At 71.4% G+C, this 22427-nt stretch carries 17 protein-coding genes; 9 read left to right on the forward strand and 8 right to left on the reverse strand.

Annotated elements, in window-relative coordinates; all coding sequences use genetic code 11:
• Positions 1-46: 46 nt before the first annotated feature.
• A complete protein-coding gene (locus tag ACIBK5_RS36685; protein ID WP_399026644.1) occupies positions 47-628 on the reverse strand; it encodes a MauE/DoxX family redox-associated membrane protein in 582 nt (193 codons plus the stop codon).
• Between the two features lie 80 nt (positions 629-708).
• Positions 709-900, reverse strand: a complete 192-nt coding sequence (locus ACIBK5_RS36690; protein WP_399026646.1) for a hypothetical protein — start codon at positions 898-900, stop codon at positions 709-711.
• 291 nt (positions 901-1191) lie between these two features.
• On the opposite strand from ACIBK5_RS36690, the gene ACIBK5_RS36695 reads away from it, so the two are divergent.
• Entirely contained in the window at positions 1192-2418 is a 1227-nt protein-coding gene (locus ACIBK5_RS36695; RefSeq protein WP_399026648.1) for an RICIN domain-containing protein, read from the forward strand.
• 9 nt (positions 2419-2427) lie between these two features.
• Here ACIBK5_RS36695 and ACIBK5_RS36700 read toward each other — a convergent pair whose 3' ends face one another.
• The 4 genes from ACIBK5_RS36700 to ACIBK5_RS36715 are packed head-to-tail and all read right to left on the reverse strand — an operon-like array spanning position 2428 to position 7930.
• A complete protein-coding gene (locus ACIBK5_RS36700; protein ID WP_399026650.1) occupies positions 2428-3429 on the reverse strand; it encodes an ABC transporter ATP-binding protein in 1002 nt (333 codons plus the stop codon).
• The gene (locus ACIBK5_RS36705; protein WP_399026652.1) at positions 3422-5434 is read right to left on the reverse strand and encodes a dipeptide/oligopeptide/nickel ABC transporter permease/ATP-binding protein; all 2013 of its coding nucleotides are present in this window, start codon (positions 5432-5434) and stop codon (positions 3422-3424) included. The genes ACIBK5_RS36700 and ACIBK5_RS36705 overlap by 8 nt, the downstream gene beginning before the upstream one ends.
• 14 nt (positions 5435-5448) lie before the next feature.
• Entirely contained in the window at positions 5449-6375 is a 927-nt protein-coding gene (locus ACIBK5_RS36710) for an ABC transporter permease (protein WP_399026654.1), read from the reverse strand.
• A gap of 13 nt (positions 6376-6388) precedes the next feature.
• A complete protein-coding gene (locus ACIBK5_RS36715; RefSeq protein ID WP_399026655.1) occupies positions 6389-7930 on the reverse strand; it encodes an ABC transporter substrate-binding protein in 1542 nt (513 codons plus the stop codon).
• Between the two features lie 217 nt (positions 7931-8147).
• Between ACIBK5_RS36715 and ACIBK5_RS36720 the strand changes: the two genes are divergently transcribed.
• Complete coding sequence (locus ACIBK5_RS36720) at positions 8148-11315, forward strand: RICIN domain-containing protein (protein WP_399026657.1); 3168 nt, start codon at positions 8148-8150, stop codon at positions 11313-11315.
• A gap of 62 nt (positions 11316-11377) precedes the next feature.
• On the opposite strand, the gene ACIBK5_RS36725 is transcribed toward ACIBK5_RS36720, so the two are convergent.
• Positions 11378-12832 carry a glyceraldehyde-3-phosphate dehydrogenase gene (locus ACIBK5_RS36725; RefSeq protein ID WP_399026658.1) on the reverse strand — a complete coding sequence of 485 codons (1455 nt, stop codon included), beginning with the start codon at positions 12830-12832 and terminating at the stop codon, positions 11378-11380.
• A 146-nt stretch (positions 12833-12978) separates the two neighbouring features.
• Between ACIBK5_RS36725 and ACIBK5_RS36730 the strand changes: the two genes are divergently transcribed.
• Positions 12979-13869: a hypothetical protein gene (locus tag ACIBK5_RS36730; RefSeq protein ID WP_399026660.1), complete on the forward strand. Its 891-nt coding sequence runs from the start codon at positions 12979-12981 to the stop codon at positions 13867-13869.
• A gap of 49 nt (positions 13870-13918) precedes the next feature.
• On the opposite strand, the gene ACIBK5_RS36735 is transcribed toward ACIBK5_RS36730, so the two are convergent.
• Entirely contained in the window at positions 13919-15247 is a 1329-nt protein-coding gene (locus ACIBK5_RS36735; protein WP_399026662.1) for a CitMHS family transporter, read from the reverse strand.
• A 142-nt stretch (positions 15248-15389) separates the two neighbouring features.
• Here ACIBK5_RS36735 and ACIBK5_RS36740 point away from each other — a divergent pair, with 142 nt between their 5' ends.
• The 6 genes from ACIBK5_RS36740 to ACIBK5_RS36765 all read left to right on the forward strand — a co-directional run bounded on the left by ACIBK5_RS36740 (position 15390) and on the right by ACIBK5_RS36765 (position 22415).
• Positions 15390-16313 carry a LysR substrate-binding domain-containing protein gene (locus tag ACIBK5_RS36740; protein ID WP_399026664.1) on the forward strand — a complete coding sequence of 308 codons (924 nt, stop codon included), beginning with the start codon at positions 15390-15392 and terminating at the stop codon, positions 16311-16313.
• A 123-nt stretch (positions 16314-16436) separates the two neighbouring features.
• Positions 16437-17657, forward strand: coding sequence for a CaiB/BaiF CoA transferase family protein (locus tag ACIBK5_RS36745; protein ID WP_399026665.1), 1221 nt, complete (start codon positions 16437-16439; stop codon positions 17655-17657).
• Positions 17647-18600: an HpcH/HpaI aldolase/citrate lyase family protein gene (locus ACIBK5_RS36750; RefSeq protein WP_399026667.1), complete on the forward strand. Its 954-nt coding sequence runs from the start codon at positions 17647-17649 to the stop codon at positions 18598-18600. Before ACIBK5_RS36745 ends, ACIBK5_RS36750 begins: the two co-directional genes overlap by 11 nt.
• A 154-nt stretch (positions 18601-18754) precedes the next feature.
• On the forward strand, positions 18755-19192 hold the full coding sequence (locus ACIBK5_RS36755; protein ID WP_399026669.1) for a Fur family transcriptional regulator: 438 nt from the start codon (positions 18755-18757) through the stop codon (positions 19190-19192).
• 51 nt (positions 19193-19243) lie between these two features.
• Positions 19244-21463 (forward strand): catalase/peroxidase HPI, encoded by a 2220-nt coding sequence (gene katG, locus ACIBK5_RS36760; RefSeq protein WP_399026671.1) that lies wholly within the window; start codon positions 19244-19246, stop codon positions 21461-21463.
• A 166-nt stretch (positions 21464-21629) separates the two neighbouring features.
• Complete coding sequence (locus tag ACIBK5_RS36765) at positions 21630-22415, forward strand: carbonic anhydrase (RefSeq protein ID WP_399026673.1); 786 nt, start codon at positions 21630-21632, stop codon at positions 22413-22415.
• Positions 22416-22427 lie beyond the last annotated feature (12 nt).

A 22427-nucleotide genomic window follows, 5' to 3' on the forward strand; every position in this document is an offset into this window, starting at 1 on the left:
CTTGGCGTATCACGGTGGCTCAGATGGCTCAGATGGCTCAGATGGCTCAGATGGCTTCGTGCGGACGGGCGGTGGGGGCAGCGGCAGAGGCAGGGGCAGGGGCCCGACGCGAGGGACGCAACAGCGCGGCCACTTCGTCCCCGGTCACCACGACCACCGCACACACGGCGCCGATCAGCCAGGCGGCGAACCAGCCCTGCCAGGACAGGGATCCGGCGCCCGGTACCCCTGGCGCGGCCACTACGACGGCGACGAGCAGCACGGCGTTACGGACGAGTTGGGCCCGCCCCGGGGCGTGGTCGCCGGACCCCCCGAAGCAGCGGCACGCGACCGCGCTGCCGTCGCGCACAGCGCGGGCGACCACGTACGTGAAGCCGGTCAGCAGGACCGCCGCCACCGACAGCCCCGCGCTGCCCCACCCCGGCACGAGGAGCGCCGGTACGGTCACGCCCTCCAGGGCGACGATCCCGGCAGCCGCCCAGATCGCCCAGGGGCGGGGCACGCGCCCGAGTGCCACGACGGCGTCCGTGAACCCCGCGAACGACGCCCGGCCGCGGGTCTTGCTCGCACAGGCCACCGCGAGGACGAACGCGAGCAAGGCCTGGCACGTCGCCGAAAGGAAGATCACGGATGCTCCTCGTGTCGGGATGGGAGAGCGGCGGCCGGGCCCCTCCCCCTTAGGGGCCCGGCCGCCTGGAAAGGCCGGCCTTACGACGTGCAGCCGCACCGCACGAACTCGCGGCGGTTCAGATCGCACGACCAGACGCGCTGCGTGTACTGGTTGTGCGAAGCACAGGGCTGGTTGCGGATGCAGCGGTACCACCACTCGCACGCCCCGGCGGTCTCCCGCGGCAGCAGGCGGTCCAGCATCCGGTCGGCGAGAGTGCGAATCGACTTCATCGGGCGATGTCCCTTCGTCAGGTGATCCCCGTGACGCACGGGGCGGTTGATCCGGCCGGTCGGCCTCGGACGGCTCGACCGGGCAGGGCACCCAGCCTGGGTGGACGGGCGTTCGGCGCACCAGGGAGTTGGGCTGTCCCGGACGCGACGGCGCTGTCCGGGCTGGTCGCGGGGCTGTCCGGGTCCTGTCCGGCACCGTCGCGGAGCTGTCCGGGACACGAGAGTGACGGGACGGGGATTGGCAGAATTGCGGATTGTCCATTGCCAGGGGCACGACGAGGATGGCCGGACATGGGGAGACAGCGTCCGTTGCCGCACGAGGCGCGCAGCGCCGCCGAGTTCGTGGTCTGCATGCGACGGCTCAAGGAACAGGCCGGCCTGACCTACCGGCAGTTGGAAGCGAACGCGGAGCGGCGCGGTGACGTGCTCGCGCGGAGCACCGCGGCCGACGCGCTGCGCCGGGACTCGCTGCCGCGTGCCGAGGTGGTCGTCGCGTTCGTCCGCGCGTGCGGGGGAAACGAGGACGTCGCCGTCTGGCTGGAGACCAGGGACCGGCTCGCCGCCGCCGAGCCGCCGGAAGCGGAGGGCGAGGCCACGCCCGTGGACGGCGGGTCGTCGCCCGGGCACGACGGGCGGACACCTGCGGACGGCGGGTCGGTGCCCGGGCACGACGGACAGACACCGGTGGGCGGCAGGTCAGCGCACCTGGACGACAGCTCGACGGACACGGGCGATGCCTTGGCACATGCCCCCGACGGACCGACGTCCGCCCCGGCAGCCGTCCCGGCAGCCACTCCGACACCGGAACACCCCACCAGCCCCCCGGCCATACGCGCGGGCGCCGGCTCGGTCGCGGGACGGATCAAGAACCGGCGAGCCCTGGCCGTTTCCATCGTCGCCGCGCTCCTGCTCGCCGCCGTCGGAGCCTGGGAACTGCTGCCCGGCGATGGGGGCGGCCGGGGCACGGGAACGCGCGCGGCCGGTGCCGGACCACGCCTGGATCCCTCCTCGGTCCCCTCCTCATCCACCGACGTGAAGGGCCCGCCACCGGGACCTTCCCGAATCCGCCCGGCCCTGGCGCCCAAGCTGTGCGTCACCGAAGGCCACGACCGAAAGGGGCGCTACCGGAGCCAGGTCGCCGTCCAGCGCCCTTGTGGCGACGCCACACCGCCTGACCTGGAACTGGTGTCGGTCGGCACCACAGGCTCGTACTACATTCAATGGCGTCATCCGGTGTATGGCGACGGCTGTCTCACCGCGCTGGGCAGCGGCCATGTCGTCGAGGGACTGCTCGAACCCTGGCCCTGGGAGAGCTGCTCGGCGGACCGCACCAGCCAGCACTTCTTCTTCGACCCCGCCGGAGGCTCCGAGGCCGACGGCTATCGGATCCACGTGGTGCAGAACGGGATGTGTCTGGGGACCAAGGGCGCCGACGACCGGGCGGCGGGCGCCGAGATCGCCCAGCAGCGGTGCACGGGGGCTCGGGACCAGGAGTTCCTGGTGGACGCGGTCGAATGACACCAGCCGTCAGACCGTGACCGAGGGTGCCGCCTCCAGAGGGAAATGGCATGCCGCACCGTGGAGAGGCGCACCCGGCGGAGGTTCGGGTACGGCTTCGGCGCACAGGTCCCGCGCCCGAGGGCACCGGGTCCGGAACCGGCAACCGGACGGCGGGTCGGCGGGGGAGGGGATCTCGCCGGTGAGCACGATCCGTTGCCGCCGGCGCCCGCTCCCGGCCACGGGCGAAGGGGCCGCCGACAGCAGCGCCTCCGTGTACGGATGGCGCGGCCGCTCGTAGACCTCCTCCGTCGGGCCCGTCTCCACGATCCCGCCGAGGTACATCACGGCGACCCGGTCGGCGAGGTGCCGCACCACGGACAGGTCGTGCGAGATGAACACGTAGGACAGCCCCAGCTCGTCCCGCAGATCGCACAAGAGGTTGAGCACCTGTGCCTGTACCGACAGGTCCAGTGCGGAGACGGGTTCGTCGCAGACGATCACCTCGGGTTCCAGCGCCAGGGCCCGCGCGATGCCGATGCGCTGCCGCTGCCCGCCGGAGAACTCGTGCGGGTGGCGGCCCGCGTCCGAGGCACGCAGGCCGACCATCTCCAGCAGTTCGCCCACGCGCGCCGCCCGCCGCGTAGGAGGGACCAGGTCGCGATGGGTCAGCCAGGGCTCCCCGATGAGATCCGCCGCGCTCATGCGGGGGTTGAGCGAACCGAACGGATCCTGGAAGACCATCTGCACCTTCCGCCGCCACGCGAGCAGTTCCGCACCCGACAACGCGAACGGGTCGACGCCCTCGTACCGCACGGTGCCCGCGTCGGGCCGCTCCAGCAGCAGGAGGACCCTGGCCAGCGTGGACTTGCCGCAGCCGGACTCGCCGACGAGGCCGAGGGTCTCCCCGCGCGCCAGGGTCAGGTCCACCCCGTCCAGCGCCCGGAGTCGGGTGCCGCCCCGTATGGTCCTGCGGACCGTGAAGCTCTTGGCCAGACCGGTGGCCTCCAGCAGGGTCCCGCGTTCAGGCATCGGCCAGTTCCTTCCCGAAATGGCAGGCGGCGGCCCGGCCGGTCGCGGTGCCGGTGAGCGCCGGGCGGTGGGTGGCGCACCGCTCCTGGGCCAGGGGACAGCGCGTACGGAAGGCACAGCCGGCCGGCACCGCGGCCGGGTCCGGCGGGCTCCCGGGAATCGACGTCAGGCGGGAGCCCCGGTGCTGCTCGGCCGGCACCGACTCCAACAGCCCCTGGGTGTAAGGGTGGTGGGGTCGGCCGAACACCTCGGCCACCGGCCCGGTCTCCACCACCGTCCCCGCGTACATGACGGCGACCCGGTCCGCGTGCTCGGCGGCGAGCCCGAGGTCGTGCGTGATCAGGACGAGGGCCGTCCGCTGCTCGCCCCGCAACTCGCCGAGCAGGTCCATGATCTGCGCCTGCACGGTGACGTCCAGGGCCGTCGTGGGCTCGTCGGCGATCAGGACCTTCGGCCGCAGGGCGACCGACGTCGCGATCAGCAGGCGCTGCCGCATGCCTCCCGAGAACTGGTGCGGGTACGCGTTCGCCCGGGAACGGGCCTCCGGGATGCCCACGCGTTCCATCAGATCCACGGCCCTGGCCCGCGCCGCGCGCCGGGACATGCCCTCGTGGATGCGGAACGGCTCGGCCAGCTGCGCTCCGACCGTGTGGACGGGGTTGAGCGCGCTGAGCGCGTCCTGGAAGACCATGGCCAGACCCGGTCCGGCCAGTCGGCGCCTGGCCCGTGCTCCGAGCGCGAGCAGATCCTCGCCGTCGAGCCGGACCCGCCCGCCCACCACCTCGGCGACCGGGTCGAGCAGACCGGCGACGGCGTGCGCGGTCATGCTCTTGCCGCACCCCGACTCGCCCAGCAGCACCAGCGTCTCGCCCGACCGCACGGCGAAGCCCACGCCGCGGACGACATGGACCGGACCGGCCGGAGTGCGCACGTCGACGGACAGGTCCTCCACCACGAGGCTCGCGCCCGCCGTACGGTCGCCGACACCGACACCGACACCGACACCGACACCGACACCGACACCGACACTGGCCTCGGCCCCGCTCCCCGTCGCCGAACCCGTGCTCCCACCGCCCGCCGTGCGCGGCTCCTGGGAACGCCGCCGCCCGAGCCCCTGCCGCCACCGCTGCCCCGGATCGGTCGTCAGCCGGGCCCAGGAGGCGAGAACGGTCGCCGACACGGTCGTGACGACGATGGCGAGGCCCGGAAAGAGCGCGATCCACCATGCGCTCTGCAACTCCTGCCGGCCCTGGGCGACCATCAACCCCCAGCTCACGTCCGGTGGTTGAATGCCGATGCCCAGAAAGCTCAGAGACGACTCGGCCAGCATCACGAAACAGAAGTCGAGCGCGGCGACGGTGAGCAGCGTGGGCAGCACACTCGGCGCGACATGGCGCCGGACGGCCGCCCAGCTGCTCGTGCCGAACGTCCGGGCCGCGTCCATGAACAGCCGGCTGCGCAACTCCGCGGCCTCGGCCCGGGCGGTGCGCAGATACACCGGGATCCGGGCGACGGCCAGCACCAGAACGATGCTCGCGGCACTCGGCGAGAACACGTACAGCACGACGACGGCCAGCAGCAGGGAAGGGAAGCTGAGGATCACATCGGCCACCCGCAGCGACACGCTCTCGCGCCAACCGCCGTGATAGCCCGCCCACATGCCCCACACCGAGCCGATGACCAGCGAGCAGAGCACGGCGGGCACCGCCACGGCCAGCGTCGTCCCGGCCGCGGCCAGCAGCCGCGCCGCGACGGGCCGGCCGAGGGAGTCGCTGCCGAGGACGAAGGCCCAGCCGTGGTCGAGACTGAAGGGCGGCCGGCCAGGGTCACGCAGGTTCTGACGGGTCGCCAGGTCACCGGCGAGGAGCGGCCCCAGCACGGCACTCAGCGCGACCAGGAGCAGGAGCAGGGCCGCCGCGCAGGCGAACCGGTCCCGGAGCAGCAGGGCGAACCACCGCCGCCGTACGGTCGTGGCGTCCGTGTGGGATGTGGCCTTCTGGAGCATGTCCCGTCCTTGGCTCATGCCGCCGCCCGCTGCCGGACCCGTGGGTCGAGGAGCGCATGGCAGAGGTCGACGAGGATGTTGAGGGCGAAGATCGCCAGAGCGGTCACGAGCACGGCCGCCTGAAGCACCGCGAAGTCGCGCTGCAGCACCGAGTCGATCATGAGCTTGCCGATACCGGGCCAGCCGAAGATGGTCTCCACGACGACAGCCCCGTTGACCAGCCCCACGGCCAGGTCGCCCGCGACGGTCAGCGCCGGCGCGGCGGCGTTGCGCAGGGCGTGCCCGAAGACCACCCGGAGTTCGGAGGCCCCCTTGCCGCGCGCCACCTTCACATACGGGGCGGACAGCGCCGAGACCATGGCGCCCCGCACCACCTGGACCAGCACGCCGAACGGGCGGATGAACAGCGTGGCCACGGGCAGCACCCACGCCGCCGCGCCGCTCGTGCCGGAGGTGGGCAGCCAGCCCAGGGTGACCGCGAAGACCAGCACGCCCATGATGGCGATCCAGAAGTCGGGGACGCTGGCGGCCGTGGAGGACAGGAAGCTCGCGATCCGGTCGGTCGCCGAGTTCGGGCGGTAGGCCGCCAGACTGCCGATGACCACCGCGCCCACGATGGCGAGCAGCATCGTCCAGCCGGCCAGTTGGAGCGTCGCGGGGAAGGCCCGCAGGACGGCCTCGCCCGCCGGCTGGGCGGTGCGCAGCGACTCGCCGAAGTCGAGGTGGGCGACCTGGGCGAGATAGTCGCCGAACTGGGTGATCAGCGGTTCGTCCAGGCCGTTGCGGGCGGCGAACTCGGCCCGCATCTCGGGCGTCGCGCTCAGCGGCAGATACAGGTTGGCGGGGTCCCCGGTGAGGCGGGCCAGGAAGAACACTCCGAGGACCACCACGAGCAGCGGGATGACGCTGGAGACCGCGCGGCGGCGCAGCAGGGTCAGCACGTGAGGTCCTCCCTCAGTCCGCGCGGCGCATGTCGGCGAGCCGCATCTCGTCGTTGGTGGCCGAGTCGGGCCGGTAGCGGACCTTGGGGGAGAGGGCCAGCAGTCCGGTCATGTTGGCCATGACGGCGTCCCGGACGACCTCGTCGTTCTGGTGGGTGAACGCCTCCGCGAACGCCTGCTGCCGTTTCCCGCCCGAGGCGAGCTGCGCCTCCTCGATCAGCGTGTCGAGTGCCTCGGTTCCGTAGCTGCTCTGGGCACCCTCGCTGCCGTAGATCTGCCCCATCGTGAAGGCGGCGTCGCCGGCCTGGTTGCCGTGCTGGGCCTGGAGCAGGGTGGGGCCGGTGTCGCCGGCGGGGAAGGGGCGCAGCAGGTACTCGAGCCAGGCGTTGACGTCCAGCATCTTGATCCTGACCTTCAGCCCGGCCTTGATCAGACCGTCCTGGACGACCTCCATCGCCTCGGCGGCCTTCGGGTAGATGCCGTTGCGGCCGACGAGGGTGATGGTGGTACCGGTGCGGACTCCGTCGGCACGGGCCTCGGCGACGAGTCTTCGGGCCCGTTCCGGGTCGTACGGCCATGGCTCGATGCGCGGGTCGTAGCCGGTGACGCCCTTCGACACGAGCTGCCCGCTGGGCCGGCCGGCGAAGACCGCGGTGACCAGGCCCTCCCGGTCGATCGCGTAGTTGACGGCCCGTCGGATCCGGATGTCGTCCAGGGGCGGCTTCGTGGCGTCCATCCGCAGGTACGACACCTCGTTGGTGGCGAACTCGACCGCGCGGTCACCGGCCCCGTCCTCGGGCGCGAGCCCGATCGCGACGTCCGCCTCGTTGTTCGTCACCATGGCCGCGCGCACACTGCCCTCGGCGCGCCAGACGTAGGTGGCGGCGGCGAACTCGGGAGCCTTGCCCCAGTAGCCGGGGAAGCGTTTCAGCCGCAGGTGACGGCCCTGGTTCCACTCGTCGATCCGGTAGGGCCCCGTGCCGACCGGCTCGCGCACCCGGGAGTCGGGGTCGGTGCTCGTCGGCACGATCTCGACGAAGGACAGGCGCAGCGGCAGGATCGGGTCGGACTTGGCCGTGGTGACCCGGAGCGTGGTGTCGTCGACGGGCGTGGCGGTCAGCTCGCTGTCCGCGAAGATGTAGCCGTCGACGTTGCAGTCGATGCCGGAATCCGTGGCGCGCTCGATGGAGAACGCGGCGGCGGCCGCCGTGAAGGGCGTCTTGTCGTGGAAGGTGACGCCCTCGCGGAGGGTGAAGGTCCACGAAGTGGCCGAATCCCGGGTCCACTTGGTGGCGAGGGCGGGTTCCAGGCGCCCGGTGGCCGGTTCGCGCTCGGTGAGCGCCTCCGTGATGTTGGCCCGTGTGACCCGGCCCGTCGCGGTCAGCGAGGCGTCACAGGGTTCGAGGGTCGGCGGTTCCTCGGGCAGGACGATGCGCAGGGTGTCCGGACCGCCGCCGATCGGGTCGGCACCGGCCACCGAGCAGCCGGAGACGGCGAGCAGCGCGGCGAGGGAAGCGACGATCGGACGACTGCGGATGGTGCCTAAACCGGTCACTGCGCCTCCGTGCTCGCTCACGTACACAACAGAGAACGTCGTTTAGATATGTGGACGGCGTATGGATGGTCATTATTGAGGTGGCGAGGCGGAACGCGTCAAGGGGTGTGCGTCGGTTCCCAACTCGCCCTACCCCTTGACGTGTTGATTGCCGTCCTAAAACATTCGGGAAACTCGATTGGTTCTGCGCGGTTCTGTTCGCTCCCGAAGGGAATCCATGTCCAGCAGACATCGCCTCGCCCCGGCCCTGGCGGTCGCCGTCCCCCTGGTACTCGGCGCGGGACTCGTGACCGTGCCGCCCGCCGCTGCCGCTGTCGCCGAACCGCCCGGCAGCGCGGTCACGGTACGGATCGACCCGTCCTACCGGCAGCAGGAGTTCGAAGGGTGGGGGACGAGCCTCGTCTGGTTCGCCAACATCACGGGCCGCTACCCGGAACCCATCCGCCAGAAGCTCGCCGACATGCTGTTCGGCGAGGACGGCCTCCGCCTCAACATCGCGCGCTACAACATCGGCGGCGGCAACGCGCCCGACGTCCGCAAGGACTACATGAAGACCGGCGCGACGATGGACGGCTTCTGGAAGGCCCCGGCGGGCACCACCAGGGAGGACACCGACTGGTGGAACCCTGACGACCCCGAGCACTGGGACTGGTCCGCCGACCCCGGGCAGCGCTGGTGGGTGGACCGGGTCAGGAGCAAGGTCACCAAGTGGGAGGCCTTCAGCAACTCGCCGCCCTGGTTCCAGACCGTCAGCGGCTATGTCTCGGGAGGCTTCGACGCCAACACCGACCAGATACGACCGGACCGCGTCGACGACTTCGCCGCCTACCTGGTCAAGGTGACGGAGCAACTGGAGAAGAAACACCGCATCAAGTTCGACACCCTCGCCCCGCTCAACGAGCCCAACACCAACTACTGGGGCACCCAGATCGGCCCCGACGGACAGCCCACCGGCGGCCGCCAGGAGGGCGCCCACGCCGGCCCGGAGCTCCAGCAGAAGGTCGTACTCGCCGTGCGCCGCGCCCTCGACAAGGCGAAGACCCGCGCCACCGTCTCCGCCATGGACGAGACCAACCCGAGCACCTTCGTCCGCAACTGGAACGCCTACGACAGCTCCGCCCGCGCCGCCGTCGACCAGCTCAACGTGCACACCTACGGCACCGGCATGCGCACCAGCGCCCGCGACAGCGCCAAGGCCGCCGACCGGCCGTTCTGGATGAGCGAGGTCGAGGGCACCTGGGGCACCGGCACCGACTTCACCGGCATGGAGCCGGGGCTCGGCATCGCCACCCGGGTCGTCGAGGACATCCGTGAACTGGAGCCGTCCGCCTGGGTGTTGTGGCAGCCCGTGGAGGACTCCATCCCCCAGGCGCAGGCGGGCAAGAACTGGGGAAGCATCCACATCCCGTTCAACTGCACCGCGAAGGACACCCTGGAGACCTGCCCGGTCAAGGCCAACACCAAGTTCCACACCCTGCGCAACTTCACCCACCACATCCGCCCCGGCGACCACTTCGTGAAGGCCGACGACCCCTCCAGCGTCGCCGCCGTACGGAAGTCGGGACGCGGGGCGACCGTGGTGCACGTCAACAACGGCACGGCCCCGCGCGCCGTGACCCTGGACCTCTCACGCTTCGGGCGCGTCGCACCCGGAGCCAAGGTGACCCCCGTGGTGACCAGTGCGGACGGAGCCCTCGTCCGCGGCACACCCGTCAAGGTGAAGGACGCCTCCGCCACGGTGACCGTGCCCGCCAAGTCGGTCACCTCCCTCCTCGTCGACGGTGTGTCGGGCACCGCGAAGGACGCCGCGCTCGTCCAGCCCGGCCACGTCTACCGCCTCCAGGGAGCCCAGAGCGGCAAGTCCCTGGCCCCGTCCGCCGACGGCAACGGCGTCGTCGTCCGTACGGCCGACCCGGCAGCCAAGTCCCAGCTGTGGTCCGTGAAGCGGCTGACCAAGGGCGACGGCAACCGTGAGCGCCACGCCCTCGTCAACGCCGACACGGGCACGCGCCTCGCCGTGCGCGACAACGAGGCGGTGCTGGAGGAGAACGACACCCCGGCCGCGCAGTGGATCATGTCGACCACCGGGGACGGCACCTGGACCTTCGTGAACGCCGCCACGGGACGTCTGCTCGACGTGGTAGGTCAGTCGACCGCGGACGGCGCCCGCGTGTCGGCCTTCCTGCCCACCTCCAACGCCAACCAGCGGTGGGCCGTCACCGACGAGACCGTGCTCCGTACCCAGCAGGCCGAGGCGTTCACCGTCCCCGGCCGCACACCCGAACTGCCCGGGACCGTGACACCCGTCTACCGGGACGGCGCCCGGGGTTCGCTTCCCGTGCGGTGGACGCTGCCCTCCGAGTCACGGTGGCGTGAGCCCGGAACCGTCCGGGTGAAGGGCCGGGCCACCGGCGCGCTCGGCCGGACCGTCCGGGCCGAAGCGGTCGTGACCGTGGACACCATCTCCTCGACGCGACCGGCCCGTGCCAAGACCTACACCGGCGGACGCCCGGACCTGCCCGCCACGGTCACCGGTGTCGGACGGCACGGCGGAACGGCCGACCTCCCGGTCACCTGGGACCCCGCACCCGACGGCGCGTTCGACGACGCCGGGGTGGTGACCCTGCGCGGCACCGCCCGGGTCCCCGGCGGAACGACGGCAGCGGCAACCGTACGCGTCCAGATCACCGCGCCCCGGGAGACGAACTCCGCGCTCGACGAGGGCGTGACGGTCGGCGCGACATACACCGAGAGCGGCTACTCAGCCGAGGGCCTGCGCAACGGGAACACGTCCGAGAAGGCCTGGTCGAACTGGAGGTCAGGCACGAAGAACCCGTCCGACACCATCACCTTCACCCTGCCCGAGGCACGCGATCTGACCCGGGTCGTCACCCACTTCCACCGGGACGGCTCCAACCTCAGCTTCGCGGAGTCCCTCAAGGTGCAGGTGCGCGGGACCGACGGCACCTGGGCCGACGCGAGCGACGAGGTCGCCGTGGGGACCGAGGGCACACCGGTGGTCGACGTCCCGGTACGCGCCACCGGCCCGGTGACCGGGGTGCGCGTGGCCATGACGGCACGCCCGGGCGGCTACCTCACCCTGGGAGAGATCGAGCTGCGCGCCAAGGCGCCGGGGACCTCCTCGGACGCCGGGGCCGCCTCGATCGAGGTCGACGGTGTGCCGGTCGGCGGCTTCGACCCGGACCGGACGAACTACCGCGTGACCTCCGACCGCCCGGACCGGGCGAAGATCACCGCGACGGGCCGCGACCCGTACGCGACCGTGACCGTACGCAAGGAGGCATCCCGCGCGGCCGTGGTGACCGTGAGCAGCGAGGACGGCTCGCGGACCCGGGAGTACAGGGTCGAGCTCTCCCGCTCCTGACGCGTGAAAGCGCGGGGCCCGCACGCCCCGCGCTTTCACCGGACCACCGGGATCAGACGGGATCAGACCGCCGGAGCCGGGTACGTCGGGTACTCCACGCCCGACACGTGCTGCACGACACGGATGACCTGGCACGAGTAGCCGAACTCGTTGTCGTACCAGAGGTAGAGGATCGCGTTGTCGCCCTCGACCTTGGTGGCGCCGGCGTCGACGATCGAGGCGTGGCGCGAGCCGATGAAGTCACTGGAGACCGCGTCCGGGGCGCTGATGAAGTCGATCTGGCGCTTCAGCGGCGAGGTCAGCGAGACGTCACGGAGGTAGTCGAGAACCTCCTGGCGGGTGGTCTCCCGCGCGAGCTGCAGATTGAGGATCGCGATGGAGACGTCCGGCACCGGCACCCGGATGGAGCTGCCGGTGATCTTCGCCTTCAGGTCGGGCAGCGCCTTGGAGACGGCGGAGGCCGCACCGGTCTCGGTGATGACCATGTTGAGCGGCGCGGAGCGGCCCCGGCGCTCGGACTTGTGGTAGTTATCCAGCAGGTTCTGGTCGTTGGTGAACGAGTGGACGGTCTCCACGTGACCGCGCTGGACCCCGAACTCGTCGTCCATCGCCTTCAGCGGCGGCACCAGCGCGTTCGTGGTGCACGACGCGCAGGACAGGATCTGCTCGTCCGGCTTGATCGTGTCGTGGTTGACGCCATGGACGATGTTCGGGACGTCGCCCTTGCCGGGCGCGGTCAGCACGACCTTTTCGATCCCGGGGCGCAGGTGCTGCGACAGGCCCTCGCGGTCGCGCCACTTGCCGGTGTTGTCGATGAGGATGGCGTCCTTGATGCCGTACGCCGTGTAGTCGACCTCGGACGGGTCGTTCGCGTAGATGACCTTGATCTCGTTGCCGTTGGCGACGATCGTGCTGTTCGCCTCGTCGACGGTGATCGTGCCCTGGAACTGGCCGTGGATCGAGTCGCGGCGCAGCAGCGAGGCCCGCTTGACGAGATCCTCGTCGGCCCGCCCGCCCCCGCCCCGGACGACGATGGCCCGCAGCCGCAGACCGTTGCCCGAGCCGGACTTCTCGATGAGCAGCCGGGCCACGAGCCGGCCGATGCGGCCGAAGCCGTAGAGGACGACGTCACGCCCCTCGCGGCGCTCGATCTTGTTGGCCCCGGTGGCACCGGCGACGGCCTCGGCGGTGAACTCCGCGATCGACAGACCGCGGTCGTCCTCGCGGTACGTCGCGGCGAGCATGCCGATGTCGATCTGCGACGGCCCGAGGTCCAGCGCGGCGAGAGTCTGCAGGAACGGCAGCGTCTCGGTGACGGAGAGCTCCGCACCGGCGATCTGGCGGGCGAACCGGTGGGTCTTGAGGATGCTGACCACCGACTTGTTCACCAGGGAGCGGCTGTGCAGCAGGACGGTCACGTCCTGCTCCCGGTGCAGCTTCCCGATGATCGGGATCATCGACTCCGCGATCTCCTCGCGGTGCTTCCAATTGGTGAACGAGTCGTCGTTGACAGTCACAGATCCATCTTTCGAGCTAGGCGGCGCTCATATGTTAAACCGTCGATTTCTCGATCTTGAACGGGGTGCCTCCGGAGCCTTCCGCGAGCCCCGGACGGCATGGCCTGAGACGATCGAAACGGAGCTTCCGCGCGAAAGGGACGCTCATGGAGTACGACGCCGTGGCCGACGAGCTGTACGCCCTGCGGCCGGAGGAGTTCACCGCGGCCCGCGCCTCGGCCGTCGCCGCCGCCCGCACCGCCGGTGACCGGGACCTCGCCGAGCGGATCGGCGCGCTGCGCAAGCCCAGCCTCGCGGCCTGGGTCGGCAACCTCCTGGTCCGGGGCCTCCCCGGCGAGGTCGAGCCCCTGCTCCGCCTGGGGGAGGGCCTGCGGCAGGCCCACCACGACCTGGACGGCCCACAGCTGCGCGAGCTGAGCCGGCAACAGCACGCGATCGTCCGTGCCCTGTCCGCACAGGCCCGGCAGCTCGCAGCGGAGGCCGGCCATTCGATCGGCGACGGCGTGCAGCGCGAGGTCGAGAACACCCTGCACGCCGTGCTGGCCGACCCCGAGGCCGCCCGGGCCTGGGCGAGCGGCCGGCTGGTCAAGCCGCTGAGTGCCACCGTCGGCTTTCCGGCCGTCGGGGAGCGTGCCGTCGCGGAGAGCGGGGGAGCCAAGGGGCAGAGCCGCCCACCGGCCGTGGCCGCCTCGTCCCGTCCGGGCCGGAAAGACGACGCGCAGCGGCGGAAGCGAGTGACCCAGGCCCGGCGGGATGCCGAGGCCGCCGAGCGGGAACTGCGGGAGCTGCGGGACGAGGCGGCGGCCGCCGACCGGGCGGTGCGGGAGGCGAAGGAGCAGGTGGACGGCCTCCAGCGACGCGTGGGCGAGCTCACCGAGGAACTGGACCGCGTCAGGGGCGAGCATGAGCAGGCCCGCTTCGCCCAGCGGTCGGCCCGGGAACGGGCGCGTACGGCGGACCGCCGCGTCCGCGAGGCCGAGCGCAAGGCCGCGACAGCCGCCGCCCAGCTCGAACGCCTGACCGCGTCGGGCGTCTGAACCTGCCCAGCGAGCCGAGCCTCCGTCAGAGGAGAGGGCGCCGGTGAGGTCAGAGGGAGAGAGCGCCGGTGAGGAGGGCGCCGGCGGTCATCACGAGCGTGGTGGCGAAGGCCCAGCGGAAGATGAAGCGCTGGTGCTCGCCGAGCTGGACACCGCTCATGCCGACCAGGATGAAGGTGGAGGCGGTGAGCGGGCTGAGCGGGAAACCCGTCGTCATCTGGCCGAGGATGGCGGCCCGGGCCACCTCCGCCGGGTCGGTGCCGAAGCCGTGCGCCGTCTCGGCGAGGACGGGCAGGACACCGAGGTAGTAGGCGTCCGGCGTGAAGACCAGGCTCAGCGGCATGCCCGTGACGGCCACCAGCACCGGCAGATGGCCGCCGAGGGAGTCCGGGATCACGGACACCAGCGCCCCGGCCATCTCGTCGATCATCCCGGTTCCGGTGAGGACGCCGGTGAGCACCCCGGCCGCGAAGATCATCGTGGTGACGAGGACGACGTTCTTCGCGTGCTTGTCGAGCAGCGCCTGCTGCTGTTCCCACGTGGGGTGGTTGACCAGGAGGGCCACCGCGAACCCGAGGACGAACAGCACGGGCAGCGGCATGACCTCCAGGATCAGGGAGACGACGAGGACGACGGTCAGCAGCAGATTGAAGACGGTCAGCCAGAGCCGCGGCGGCTCCGCCACCCGGACGGCGCCCGGGCCCTCGCCGGGTGAGGCGACGGTCGCGGGAGCCGGGGCCGCCTCCCGTTCCGGCACCGTGAGCACGCCGAGCCGCCGCCGCTCGCGGCGGCCGATCAGCCAGGCCGCCACCAGGACCCACGCGATGCCGAGGCCCATCGCGGGAAGTACGGGCGTGAAGACGTCCGAACTCTCCAGCTTCAGCGCCGCCATGGCACGCACCGTCGGCCCGCCCCAGGGGACCATGTTCATCACGCCCGCACCCAGACAGACGACCCCGGACAGCACCAGCGGACTCATGCCCAGCCTGCGATAGACGGGCAGCAGTGCCGAGACGGTGATGAGGAAGGTCGAAGCCCCGTCGCCGTCCAGGGCCACGCACAGTGTCAGGACGGCCGTGGCGACGGTGATGCGCAGCGGATCGCCCTGCGCCATCCGCAGCAGACCGCGGATCAGCGGATCGAACAGGCCCGCGTCCACCATGAGGCTGAAGTACAGGACGGCGAAAGCGATCATGATGCCGGTGGGCGCCACCTTCGACAGCCCGTCGAGCACCATCCCGCCCAACTCGCCCGCGAAGCCGCCCGCCAGCGCCGCCAGCACCGGAAGCACCACCAGCGCGACCAGGACCGAGACCCGTCTGGTCATGGTGAGCAACAGGAACAGGGCGATGGTGGCGAAGCCCAGGGCTGCCTGCATGGTGGCGCTCGCTTTCAGAGCGGGGCGTACGGGGATAGCCGAGAGTGTCCGAGCGCCGGAAGATCCATGTCCAGCATCAAACCGGGATCTGTTCATGCGATCCGCGCATCAATCGGCCCGCGCTGACGTACGCTTCCCCGCCATGGAAGCCACCTTGCGACAGCTCTCGGCGTACGCGGCCGTCGCCCGGGCGACGAGTTTCACCGCGGCCGCCGCCCAGTTGGGTGTCGCGCAGTCGTCCCTCAGCCGCGCGGTCGCCGACCTGGAACGGCAGGTCGGCGCCCAGCTCCTCGAACGCGACACCCGCAACGTGCAGTTGACCGCCGCCGGTGCGGAAGCGCTGCGGATCGCCGAGCAGATCCTCAGCGCCCACCGGGCCGGGATGAAGGAGTTGGACCGCTTCCTGCTGGGGGAGTCCGGCACGGTCGCCGTCGCCACCCTGCCCTCGGTGGCCGCGGTGCTGCTCCCGCAGGTCATCTCCGGCTTCCGCGAGGACCGTCCGCGGGTGGCCGTACGTCTGCTGGACGGTTTGGAGCGGGCGGTGCTGAACCGGGTCCTGTCCGGTGACGCGGATTTCGCGATCACCACGGTCGGGGTGCCGCCGGACCGGTTGGAGCACCGCCCTCTGGTCCGGGACCGTTTCGTAGCGGTCCTGCGCGAGGACCACCCGCTCGCCGAGCGCGACGAGGTCGGCTGGGCGGACCTGGCCCGCGAACCGTTCCTCGCTGTCGGGCGCGACTCCAGCGTGCGGCGGCTGACCGACGCCGCGTTCGGTCAGGTCGACGCGCACGCCGTACCGGCGGCGGAGGCCGGCGGTGTCGCCACGGTGGGCGGACTGGTGGCCGCCGGCCTCGGGGTGAGCGCGCTGCCCGCGCTGGTACTGCCCCTGCTGGGCACGGGCCCCTTCGCCTTCCGGCCGCTCGTGGACCCCGTGGTCGACCGGCGCCTCGACATCGCCCTGCGCGCACGGCGCACCCTCCCGCGCGTCACCGAGCACTTCCTGGAGACGCTCGAGGACTTCCGCGCCCAGGGCAGGGAGCTGCCGCCCGGGGTGTCCTGGTCCTGAGGCCGCCTTGGAGTCTCATTCATGCGTCAACCGCATTGATTGATGGCGTTCTTTTGCTGGACAGGCATTTCTGCGCGTCGGCAGGCTGAAGAGCCGGACCAGCCGAGCCGAAGGGACGCATCCGTGTCGGACGAGGACAAGCCGAACACCACCGGGCAGGGACAGTTGCGCGGGCTCAGGGTGGTCGAGTTCGCCCATGTGGTGGCCGGCCCGCTCGCGGGTTCGATGCTCGCCGACCAGGGCGCGGACGTCGTCCACGTCGAACCACCGGGCGCCGGCGACGCCGCCCGCGCGATGGGGCCCCGGCGCGACGGCGTTCCCCTGTGGTTCAAGGTCGCCGGCCGCAACAAGCGCTCCGTCACCCTGGATCTGCACCACGAGGCGGGCCGCGCGGTCGCCCATCGCCTCGTCGCCTGGGCGGACGTCGTCATCGTCACGCTGCGCGCCGGGCGGCTGCGCGGCTGGGGCCTCGACTGGGAGGCCGTGCACCGGATCAACCCCAGGGCCGTCCTGTTGCAGATCTCCGGCTTCGGCGCCACCTCCAGCCAGGCCGACGCCCCCGGCTTCGGCAAGATGGGCGAGGCCCGCAGCGGCGTCGTCCACCTCACCGGTTCCCCCGACGGCCCGCCCGTCCACACGGGTTTCTCGCACGGCGACGCCGTGACCGGCCTCATGGGTGCCTACGCGGTCCTCGCCGCCCTGCACCGGCGGGACCACGACCCCGACTTCGACGGCGAGTGGATCGACCTCGCCCTGTTCGAGCCCCTCTTCCGGCTCGTCGAGTGGCAGGTCATCGTCCACGACCAGCTGGGCACGGTGCCGCAGCGCTCCGGCAACCAGCTGGCGGTCGCCCCCGCCGCCGTGATCAACACCTACCGTTCCCGCGACGAGCAGTGGATCACGGTGACCTCCGCGACCCTGCGCTCGGTACGCAACGTGGCCCGGCTGCTGGGCCTGCCCGAGGAGGAGTTCGCCACGTCGGAGCAACAGCACGCGCGACGCGGTGAGTTGGACGAAGGACTGCGGGCCTGGGTGGCGGACCGCTCCGAGGCCGAGTGCCTGGAGGCGTTCGCCCGCGCCGAGGTCGTGGCCTCCCGGGTCTTCGACGCGGCCGACATCGCCGCCGACCCCGTCTACGCCGAGCGCGACGACATCGTCACCGTCGACGACCCCGACCTGGGCGAGGTGCGTATGCAGGCGGTCATCCCGCACTTCCGGCAACGCCCCGGCCGCATCTGGCGCACCGGCCCGGCGCTCGGCCAGGACAACGACCTCGTGTACCGGGACTGGCTCGGACTGAGCGACGAGGAAGTGGCGGAGCTGGAGAAGAACGATGCCGTCTGAGGGCCCTACGCCCGCGACCGGGCCGGCCATCACCAAGGCCCCCACCGAGTCCCTGGCCCGGACCCCCCTGCGCTCCCTCCTCTTCGTCCCCGGCCACCGCACCGACTGGCTCCCCAAGGCCCGTGCCGCCGGCCCCGACGCCGTCATCCTCGACCTGGAGGACGCGGTGCCCGGGCCCGACAAGCCGCGCGCCCGCGCCCGGGTCGCCGAGGCCCTGGCGGAGGCCGCCGCGGAACCAGCGGGAACCATGCCCCTGTTCGTCCGGATCAACCCGCTCGACGACTGGACCGCCGCCGAGGAACTGCGTGCCGTCGTACGCCCCGGAGCGGCCGGGATCGTCCTGCCGAAGGTGCACACCGCCGCCGATGTACGGCTCGCCGACCGCCTGATCACCTGGTGCGAACAGGAACACGGCCTCCCCGCCGGCACGACGGCCCTCGTCCCCCTGCTGGAGTCGGCCCGCGCGCTCCACGACGCCTACGACATCGCCGCCGCGACCCCCCGGGTCGCACACGCCGGTGCGCTCACCGCACCCGGCGGAGATGTGGAGCGCGCCGTCGGCTACCGCTGGAGTCCCCAGGGCACCGAGACCCTGGCGCTGCGCTCCCGCGTACTGCTCGACGTCCGTGCCGCCGGAGCGCCGTACCCGGTGACCGGACTGTGGACGCACATCGCCGACCTGGCGGGCCTGCGCGCCTTCGCCGAGCAGAACCGCGCCCTCGGCTACGACGGCATGATGGCCGTCCACCCGACCCACATCCCCGTGATCAACGAGGTCTTCGCCCCCACCCCCGAAGAACTCGACCGCTGCGCCCGCCTCGTCGCCGCCGTGGAGTCGGCCCAGCGCACCGGCACGGGCGCGCTCACCTTCGAGGGCCAGATGGTCGACGAGGCCATGGCGGCGACGGCACGAGCGGTGCTGACACGCCACGGGCACGGCTGACACCCGCGCCGACGGCGCCTCACGGCACAATCGCTGTGACGGAGTTCACAAACCTGCGATGAGGCCCGCCACACAAGGCCTCACGAAGACGACACCAAAATTGAACCGTTCGTTTTCTTGAACCGCTCGTGTTTGTGCCGTTAGGTTGTGCGGCATGACCGCATCCCAGAACCCGACCACCGCCGAGGAGCTCCGCGGTGCCGGCCTGCGGGTGACGGCCGCCCGCGTCGCGCTGCTCGAGACCGTGCGGGAGGGTGACCACCTCGGCGCCGAGGTCATCGCCTCCGAGGTGCGCGGCCGCGTCGGCCACATCTCCGTCCAGGCCGTGTACGAGGGGCTCCACGCACTCACCGCGGCCGGACTCATACGCCGCCTCGACCCGCCGAACAGCCCGGCCCTCTACGAGGGGCGAGTCGGGGACAACCACCACCACCTCGTCTGCCGGTCGTGCGGGGCCGTCGCCGACGTCGACTGCGCGGTCGGCCACGCCCCTTGCCTGACCGCGTCCGACGACCGCGGCTTCGCCGTCGACGAGGCCGAGGTCATCTACTGGGGCCTGTGCCCCGCCTGCTCCACCGCCCGCAGTTCCTGAGCAATGTGATCCACCCGAGCACCGTGATCCACCCCGTCCGGAAGGATTTCCATGACTGAGAACCACGACGCGATCGTCACCGACCCGAAGTCGGAGGAGACGGGAGGCGGCTGCCCGGTCGCGCACGGCCGCGCGCTGCACCCGACCCAGGGCGGCGGCAACCGCCAGTGGTGGCCCGAGCGGCTCAACCTGAAGATCCTCGCCAAGAACCCCGAGGTGGCGAACCCTCTCGGTGGGGACTTCGACTACGCCGAGGCCTTCAAGAACCTCGACCTCGACGCCGTCAAACAGGACATCGCCGAGGTACTGACCTCCTCGCAGGACTGGTGGCCGGCCGACTTCGGCAACTACGGCCCGCTGATGATCCGTATGGCCTGGCACAGCGCGGGCACCTACCGCATCAGCGACGGCCGCGGCGGCGCCGGCGCCGGCCAGCAGCGCTTCGCCCCGCTCAACAGCTGGCCGGACAACGGCAACCTCGACAAGGCCCGCCGTCTGCTGTGGCCGGTCAAGAAGAAGTACGGCCAGTCCATCTCCTGGGCCGACCTCCTGATCCTCACCGGCAACGTCGCCCTGGAGCAGATGGGCTTCGAGACCTTCGGCTTCGCCGGTGGCCGCGCCGATGTCTGGGAGGCCGAGGAGGACGTCTACTGGGGTCCCGAGACCACCTGGCTCGACGACAAGCGCTACACCGGCGACCGTGAGCTGGAGAACCCGCTCGGCGCCGTCCAGATGGGCCTCATCTACGTCAACCCCGAGGGCCCCAACGGCAACCCGGACCCGATCGCCGCGGCCCGCGACATCCGTGAGACGTTCCGCCGCATGGCGATGAACGACGAGGAGACCGTCGCCCTCATCGCCGGTGGCCACACCTTCGGCAAGACCCACGGCGCAGGCCCCGCCGACAACGTCGGCGCCGACCCCGAGGCCGCCTCCATGGAGGAGCAGGGCCTCGGCTGGCGCAGCACCTACGGCACGGGCAAGGGCGGCGACGCCATCACCTCCGGCCTGGAGGTCACCTGGACCACCACGCCCACCCAGTGGAGCAACGGCTTCTTCAAGAACCTCTTCGAGTTCGAGTACGAGCTCGAGCAGAGCCCGGCCGGCGCCAACCAGTGGGTCGCCAAGGACGCCCCGGAGATCGTCCCGGACGCGCACGACTCGTCGAAGAAGCACCGCCCGAAGATGCTCACCACCGACCTGTCGCTGCGCTTCGACCCGATCTACGAGCCCATCTCCCGCCGGTTCTACGAGAACCCGCAGGAGTTCGCGGACGCCTTCGCCCGCGCCTGGTTCAAGCTGACCCACCGTGACATGGGCCCGAAGTCCCTGTACCTCGGCCCGGAGGTCCCGGAGGAGACGCTGATCTGGCAGGACCCGCTGCCCGAGGCCGAGGGCGAGACCATCGACGCCGCCGACGTCGAGACCCTCAAGACCAAGCTCCTCGAGTCGGGTCTGTCCGTCTCGCAGCTGGTGTCCACCGCGTGGGCCTCGGCGTCCACCTTCCGCGGCAGCGACAAGCGCGGTGGCGCCAACGGGGCTCGAATCCGCCTGCAGCCGCAGCGCGGCTGGGAGGTCAACGAGCCCGACGAGCTCGCCCAGGTCCTGCGTGTCCTGGAAGGCATCCAGCAGGAGTTCAACTCCGGCGCGAAGAAGGTCTCCCTGGCCGACCTGATCGTCCTCGGTGGCTCCGCCGCCGTCGAGAAGGCCGCCAAGGAAGCCGGCTTCCAGGTGCAGGTTCCCTTCGCCGCGGGCCGTGTGGACGCGACGGAGGAGCACACCGACGCGGAGTCCTTCGAGGCGCTCGAGCCGGCCGCCGACGGGTTCCGCAACTACCACGGCAAGGGCAACCGCCTGCCGGCCGAGTTCCTGCTGCTCGACCGGGCGAACCTGCTCACCCTGAGCGCGCCCGAGACGACCGTCCTGGTCGGTGGCCTGCGTGTCCTGGGCGCCAACTACCAGCAGTCCCAGCTCGGCGCCTTCACCAAGACGCCCGGCTCGCTGACGAACGACTTCTTCGTCAACCTGCTCGACCTGGGCATCGAGTGGAAGTCGACGTCCGAGGACCAGACCACGTTCGAGGGCCGCGACGCCGCCACGGGCGAGGTCAAGTGGGCCGGCTCCCGCGCCGACCTGGTCTTCGGCTCGAACTCCGAGCTGCGCGCGCTCGCCGAGGTCTACGCGAGCGACGACGCGAAGGAGAAATTCGTGAACGACTTCGTCGCCGCGTGGGTCAAGGTCATGAACCTGGACCGGTTCGACCTGGTCTGATCATCCCCGCGTGACAGGACGCCCCGGGCCCGCCGGCCCGGGGCGTCCTGCTCTGTTTCTGAGAGATCGTCAAAGACCGTTCAAGGTAAGAACATCACTTACCCAACTCTCACCATGAAACGGCAAGGAAACGGGCCGGGACGGAATCCGGGCATACGTTCTGCTCGTGAACACAGATTCCACTGCCCACAGAGGCGCCGGCCGTGAACCGCACCCCTTCGCCGGTCCGCGGCCGACCACCGGCGGTACCGTCCGCCGCACCCTTCTGCGCACCGCGCTGACCGGGGCCGCAGCCCTCGGCGCGGGCCTCGGCGCCACCCGGCCGGCCACCGCCGCCCCCGGCGCGCCCCACGCCCCCGGCCCACGGCCCAGCACCCCGGCCGAGGCTCTCGAGGAGCTGGCCGCGGGCAACCGTCGCTGGCGCGCCTGCCGGGAGCGCCACCCGCACGAAACCCCCGAGATCCGGAGGGCGTTGGCCACGGCCCAGCACCCCTTCGCGGTCGTACTCGGCTGCATCGACTCCCGCGTGCCCCCGGAGCTGGTATTCGACCAGGGGCTGGGGGATCTGATGACCGTACGCACCGCCGGCGAGGTCCTGGACGAGGCCGTCCTCGGCAGTGTCGCCTTCGGCGTTCTGGAACTCGGCATACCCCTGGTCGTCGTCCTCGGCCACCAGTCGTGCGGTGCGGTGCGGGCCGCCGTGGAGGCCGAGCAGTCCGGGAGCCACCTGCCCGCGCACATGCAGTACCTGGTCGACCGGATAAGCCCGGCCATAGACCACAGTCAGGAAGGCGACGCCCGCATCGACGCGACCGTCGACGCCAACGTCCGGCTCGTGCGCTCCGAGCTGGAGGCGGAACCCGACCTCGCGGCCAGGATCACCACGGGCAAGCTGGCGATCGTGGGCGCCCGCTACGAACTGACCGACCAGACCGTCCGCCGCGTCCGTTGACACCCCGCCCGG

The organism is Streptomyces sp. NPDC050546 (assembly GCF_044457425.1).
GTDB lineage: Bacteria > Actinomycetota > Actinomycetes > Streptomycetales > Streptomycetaceae > Streptomyces.